General features: G+C 64.4%; 6 protein-coding genes. All 6 read right to left on the minus strand.

Annotation, left to right across the window (positions count from 1 at the left end; genetic code table 11):
* Nucleotides 1-1,043, minus strand: a 1,043-nt coding sequence (locus tag ABI213_RS19965; RefSeq protein WP_348028389.1) for an efflux transporter outer membrane subunit, incomplete at its 3' end; no start/stop codon positions are given.
* A 118-nt stretch (nt 1,044-1,161) separates the two neighbouring features.
* Nucleotides 1,162-2,115: a carbamate kinase gene (gene arcC, locus ABI213_RS19970; protein WP_348008113.1), complete on the minus strand. Its 954-nt coding sequence runs from the start codon at nt 2,113-2,115 to the stop codon at nt 1,162-1,164.
* Nucleotides 2,112-3,110, minus strand: coding sequence for an ornithine carbamoyltransferase (gene argF, locus ABI213_RS19975; RefSeq protein ID WP_348008114.1), 999 nt, complete (start codon nt 3,108-3,110; stop codon nt 2,112-2,114). Before argF ends, arcC begins: the two co-directional genes overlap by 4 nt.
* Nucleotides 3,111-3,120: 10 nt before the next feature.
* Complete coding sequence (arcA, locus tag ABI213_RS19980; protein WP_348008115.1) at nt 3,121-4,347, minus strand: arginine deiminase; 1,227 nt, start codon at nt 4,345-4,347, stop codon at nt 3,121-3,123.
* 15 nt (nt 4,348-4,362) lie between these two features.
* Nucleotides 4,363-5,820: an arginine-ornithine antiporter gene (gene arcD / locus ABI213_RS19985; RefSeq protein WP_348008116.1), complete on the minus strand. Its 1,458-nt coding sequence runs from the start codon at nt 5,818-5,820 to the stop codon at nt 4,363-4,365.
* A 162-nt stretch (nt 5,821-5,982) separates the two neighbouring features.
* On the minus strand, nt 5,983-6,285 hold the full coding sequence (locus ABI213_RS19990) for a GrpB family protein (protein WP_348028387.1): 303 nt from the start codon (nt 6,283-6,285) through the stop codon (nt 5,983-5,985).
* Nucleotides 6,286-6,396 lie beyond the last annotated feature (111 nt).

The following is a 6,396-nucleotide window of genomic DNA, read 5'->3' on the forward strand; positions in this document are numbered from 1 at the left end:
TCGTACTGGGCCAGCGCGATGGCGCGGCGGGTTTCTGCCAGCGCCAGGTTGTTGCTGCGGCGGCCCGCATCGAATATCGGCAGAGAGATGCTGGGTGCGAAGCTCCAGGCCTGGCTGCCGCCGGCAAATAAGCCGTCCAGTTCGGCACTGGCCGTACCCCAGCTGCTGGTCAGGGCCACGCGGGGAAAGAAGGCAGCGCGTGCGGCACCGATGTTGGCGTTGCTAGCTTTAAGCTGGTGCTCCGCGGCCAGGATGTCGGGGCGCAATAGCAGCAGATCGGAAGGCAGACCGGCACGCAGTTCCAGCGCCACGCCGGTTGGGCCGGCTGTGGAAGTGAGTTCGCCGGGTGTACCCACCAGCAGCGTGAGCGCATGCATCTGGGTGGCGCGGGCTTGCTGCAGCTGGACGCCCAATGCCTGGGCCTGGGTAAAGAGTGTCTCCACCTGCGTCAAGTTCAGCCGTGAAGTCGAGCCCACCGCCACCCGGCGCTGGAAGATGCGCAGGCTCTCGGCCCGGCTGGTGGTGGTTTGCTGCGCCAGGGCAATGCGCTCGTCGAGTTCGCGCAGGGCCAAGTAGCTGCTGGCCACCTGGGCGACCAGGGCCACGGTGACCGCCTGGCGGGCTGCGTCCGTGGCCAGGTAGTTTTGCAGCGCGGCGTCTTGCAGGCTGCGCACCCGGCCCCAAAAATCGATCTCCCAACTGGCCAGGCCCAACGCTACCTGGTATTGGCTGCCCAGCAGCGGCTTGCCGGTAAAGCTCAGATCCGCAGGAGTGCGCGAGCGGTTGGCACCGGCCTGTGCCGCCAGGCTGGGGTAGGCTTCCGCACGCTGGATGCCATAGGCGGCGCGGGCTTCATCGACCCGCAGCACGGCGGTGCGTAGGTCGCGGTTGTTGGCCAGTGCCTGGGCGATCAGGCCTTGCAGTGCGGGCTCGCTGAAGTAGTCGCGCCAGCCGGTTGCGGCGGCTTGCTCGCCGTCCGGCGAGGTGTCCGGGCCATAGCTGCCCGCGACTGGCAAGGCGGGTGTTGCATACGGCGGCGCCATCGACGCGCAGCCCGCCAGAAGCAAGGCTGCGACCAGCACAGCGCTTTTGCGCAATCTGTGCTTACTATGGTTTTTATAGCTGCCAGCGCAGGTAGATATTGCGCTAGAGGCCTTTTTTTTATAAATCATGGCCTGGCAGCTTTCCGAGCGGATCGGGGCAGACCTGGGTGCCCGCGGTGCCCGCCAGCAGGGCTTCAATATCGTCCAGCGATCCGATCACGGCGCGGTGCCCGGTAGCAGTGACGAAGGCGCAGGCGGCCGCCACCTTCGGCCCCATCGATCCGGCAGGCCAGCTGTGCTGCGCCAATTCTTGCGGTGTGACTTGGCCCAAGGCGCGCTGGCTCGGCTGGCCCCAGTCCAGGTAGACGGCGGCTACATCGGTGGCGATCACCAGGCAGTCGGCTTGGAGTTCGCGCGCCAACAGGGCACTGCATAAGTCCTTGTCGATCACCGCCTCTACACCTTGCAGGCTGTGGCCGTCAGCGCCCCTGGCAACGGGGATGCCGCCGCCACCCGCGGCTATCACCAGTGCGTCGTGTTCCAGCAGCCAGCGGATGGCGTCCAGGCCCAGCACGCGCAGCGGCTGGGGTGAGGCCACCACGCGCCGCATGCTGTCGCCGTCAGCGGCCATCTTCCAGCCCTTGTCGGCGGCCAGCTGCGCCGCCTGGCTGGCGGTGTAGACCGGGCCTATGGGTTTGCTGGGGTGGGTGAAGGCGGGGTCGAGCGGATCCACTTCTACCCGCGTCAGCAGCGTGGTGATGGTGCGGGTGGCGGGCAGCAGGTTGGCCAGCTCCTGCTCTAGCAGGTAGCCGATCATGCCCTCGGTCTCGGCCCCCAATACATCCAGCGGGTAGGTTTCCACAGCTCTGTCCACGGCGGTATAGGCGGCAGACTGCAGCGCCAGCAAGCCCACTTGCGGCCCGTTGCCGTGGGTCAATACCAGTGTGTGTGCGCTGGCAATGCGTGCCAGCTGGGTAGCGGCGCGGCGGATGTTGGCCAACTGGTTGTCGGCACTCAGCGCCTGGCCGCGCCGCAGCAGCGCGTTGCCGCCCAAGGCGACGACGACCTTCATGCCAGCGTGGCCACGAGTACCGCCTTGATGGTGTGCAAGCGGTTTTCAGCTTGGCTGAAAACGATGGAGGCATCGGACTCAAAGACTTCGTCGGTCACCTCGATCTCGCTCAGGCCGTAGCGCTCGTGGATTTGGCGGCCTACCTCGGTGTCTAGGTTGTGGAAAGCGGGCAGGCAGTGCATGAAGCGCGAACGCGGCTTGTGGGTGGCTTGCATCAGCGCGGTGTTGACCTGGTAGGGCAGCAGTTGGTCGATGCGTTTCTTCCACACCTCGTCGGGCTCGCCCATGGAGACCCAGACATCGGTGTAGACAAAGTCGGCCAACGCCACCGCTTTCACCGGGTCGGTCTCCAGCGTGATGCGGGCTCCGGTGGTCAGCGCCAGTTCGCGCATCTGCGCCACCAGCTCTGCCGGTGGCTGCAGCTCTTTGGGGGCGGCGATGCGTACATCCATGCCCATCTGCGTGCCGCCAATCAGCAATGAACAACCCATATTGAAGCGGGCATCGCCCAGGTAGCAAAACGACAGCTCGTGCAGCGGTTTTTCGCCAAATTCCTGCATGGTCAGCAGGTCGGCCAGTACCTGGGTGGGGTGGGCTTCGTCGGTCAGGCCGTTCCACACCGGCACATGGGAGAAACGCGCCAGGTCTTCCACCACGGTTTGGTGAAAGCCCCGGTACTCAATACCGTCGTACATGCGGCCCAGCACCCGGGCCGTGTCCTTCAGCGATTCCTTGTGGCCCATTTGCGAGCCCACAGAGTCGATGTAGGTGACGTGGCCGCCCTGGTCGTGCACCGCCACCTCGAAAGCGCAGCGGGTGCGGGTGGAGGCTTTTTCAAAGATCAACGCGATGTTCTTGCCTTGCAGGCGCGGGTGTTCAGTGCCTGCCGTCTTGGCGCGTTTCAGGTCGGCGGCCAGGTCCAGCAGGTAGCGGATGTCGTCTGGGCTGAAGTCTTGCAGCGTCAGCAGGCTGCGATTGCGTAGGTTGAAGGCCATGGTGTTCTCTTTAAATAGGATCGCGTTCGATCGGGCAAGACATGCAGTGGCTGCCGCCACGCCCGCGCCCCAGCTCGCTGCTGGGCACGGTGATCACTTCCACCCCGGCTTTGCGCAGCAGGGTGTTGGTGTAGGTGTTGCGGTTGTAGGCCATGACCACGCCGGGCGCCAGGGCCAGTAGGTTGTTGCCGTCGTCCCACTGTTCGCGTTCTGCCTCATAGCTGTCGCCACCGGTGGCTACGCTGCGCAGCCGGGGCAGGCCCATCGCTGCAGCAACGACTTCGACAAAGGGCTTGGTCTCGGTACGCACATCTAGCGTTCCATCCGTTTTGCCAGGGCGCAGGCTGTGCACGCGGATGGCATCCACCACGTCGGGGAACAAGGTCACCAGGTCCACATCGCAAAAGCTGAACACCGTATCCAGGTGCATGGCCCCGCGTGACTTGGGCAATTGCGCGGCCAGCACGTGGGTGGCCGCGCCCTGTGCGAACAGGCGCCGGGCCAGCTGGCTGACGCCCTGCGGCGAGCTGCGTTCGCCCATGCCGATCAGCACCACGCCGTGGCCCACCGGCATCACGTCACCACCCTCCAGCGAGGCCAGACCGTGGTCGGCATCCGGGTCGCCCCACCATTCGGTGACGGTGCCTGCAAATACCGGATGGAAGCGGTACACCGCTGTCATCAGCAGCGTCTCCTGGCGGCGGGCCGGCCAGTACATGGGGCTGAGCACCACGCCGGAGCCAATCCAGCAGCTGTTGTCGCGGGTGAATAAAGTGTTAGGCAGCGGCGGCAGCAGCAGGTCGGCGGGGCTGGCGCAACGGGCCAGCAGGCCGTCCATCTCGAACGGCAGTTCGGCCCGGGCCACACCGCCGATCAGGTGCTGGGCCAGCATGGCCGGTGGCAAAGACTCCAGCCAGGGGCGCAGTTGCGCTGCGGTTTCAGCGTCCACAAAATCAGGGCCGAGTTTGCGGTCTAGTAGCCACTTGCGGGCGGAGGGGATGGCGACGGTGTCGGCCAGCAGGTCGTGCAGTTCCAGCACTTCGACGTCGCGCTCAGCCATTGCCGAGGTGAAAGCGTCATGGTCGTTGCGGGCCTGGGCTACCCACAGCACATCGTCAAACAGCAGCTCGTGGCAGTTGGCGGGGGTCAGGCGTTTTTGTGCCAGGCCGGGGCGACAGACCAGCACTTTGCGCAGGCGGCCGACTTCGGAGTGCAGGCCTTTGGAGGGGGTTTTCATAAGAGGTGTCCAGGGTTACAGGCTGAGTTGGCCCATGCTGAGCAGATAGGCGGCGACCACGGCCAGCACCACCAGCAGCGCTAGCACCAGCCATTCCCAGTGTGTGAAAGCTTTCTCGGATCGCTGGCGCTTGGCCACGATGTAAATCACGGCACCCGGCGCGTAGAGCAGTGCGCTGAGCAGCAGATATTTCAGCCCTGCGGCGTACAGCAGCCAGATGCAATACGCCGTGGCCAGCCCGGCGACGCCGATGTCGCTGCGGTGCTGCGCAGTCTGCGGCCCCACGCCGCGCCAAGCCAGCACTACGCCGTAGATGGCGCTGAACAAATAAGGCACCAAAATCATTGCGGTAGACAGCGAGATCAGTGCCAGGTAAGACGCCTTCCAGAACAGCGTCACCAGCAAAAACACCTGCACCATGGCGTTGGTCAGCCACAGTGCATTGGCGGGTACGCCTTTGGGGTTTTGCTTGCCCAACCACGACGGCATGACGCCGCCACCTGCCGGGGTGAACAGCGACTCTGCCGCCAACAGCATCCAGGCCAGAAAGCCACCACCCACTGAAATGATCAACCCCAAGGTGATGGCTACCGCACCCCAGGTGCCTACGGCCTTTTCCAACACACCGGCCATGGACGGGTTCTTGAGCGCCGCCAATTCAGGCTGGGTGGTGATACCCAGCGACAGCAGCGATACCGCCATCAGCAAGACCAGGCACACCAGAAAGCCGATGACCGTGGCACGCCCCACATCTTTGCGGTCGCTCGCACGGGCCGAGTAGACGCTGGCGCCCTCGATGCCGATGAACACCCAGACGGTGACCAGCATGGTGCTCTTCACTTGGTCCAGCACCGAGCCCAGCTTGTCGCTGCCCCAGAAGTCGAGCCGGAAGGTGTCCATCTTGAAAGCCACAGCGACCAAGACGATGAACAGCAGCAGCGGCACCACCTTGGCCAGTGTCACGACGGCATTCAGCACTGCCGCACCCTGTATGCCGCGCAGCACCATCAGGTGGATGACCCATAGCGCGACCGACGCACCCAGCACGGCGGCAGGCGTGTTGCCTTCGCCCAGCACCGGGAAGAAATAGCCCAGCGCGCCAAAGGCGGCCACCAAGTAGCCCACGTTGCCAATCCAGGCACTGATCCAGTAACCCCAGGCCGAGTTGAAGCCCACGTATTCGCCAGACAAAGCACGGGCGTAGGCGTACACGCCGTTGTCTAGCTCCGGCTTGCGCAGCGACAGCATTTGGTACACGCGGGCCAGGGTGAGCATGCCCACACCGGTGATGGTCCAGCCGATCACGATTGCGCCTGCGCCAGCGCCCGCCGCCATGTTCTGCGGCAGGCCGAAGATGCCACTGCCAATGATGGAGCCCACCACCAGGGCCACCAGCAGGCCCAGGCCCAGGGTGCCCGGCGCGTGTGTCGCGACGCGAGGCTGCGAAACCGGGCTTGGTATGACTGCGTTCATGGTGGGCTCTCTCTAGTTGACTAAATACGGGTTGATTCGGCTCCCGTACTAATGTTCTCTAGGTCGCCATGGGGCAGACTGATCTATGTCAAGGTTTCGCGTTGATTCTGAAAGTGCAGTCGCGGATTCAAGAACAAAGTGCACCGATAAAAAACAGGTGGGTCAAGGGCCAGACAGTGTGGCGTTCAACTCGGCGGACGTGGTGTAGCCGCTGCGGCAGAGCGGTTCGGCAAGTGCTTGCGCCACCGCCATGGATTCAACACCGGCCAGCATGTCCACCACGGGCTTGGCCGACAGGCCGGGCACCGCGGTGCTGCCAATGTGCTCAATGCCCAGAAACCGGTGGGGGAACAGCGACAGAAGGCGATCCCGCTCCAGCAGAAAGACTTCCGCCCACGACGGGTCGTAACTGTGTAGCCGCACACGCTCGTGTAGGGCGGCCAGCCAGGACTGTTGTTCGTCCATCAGGGTTGGCAAAGGCGTTAGGGCGTTTTAAAAATGCGGCGCTGTGCACCCACTACGCCCTCACGTGCCCGGCGAAGTTGGGTGCGGCTATGCCGTCACATCCCTAGCGAC

Origin of the sequence: Rhodoferax sp. (genome assembly GCF_039922535.1) — a bacterium.
Taxonomy (GTDB): Bacteria; Pseudomonadota; Gammaproteobacteria; order Burkholderiales; family Burkholderiaceae_C; genus Rhodoferax_B.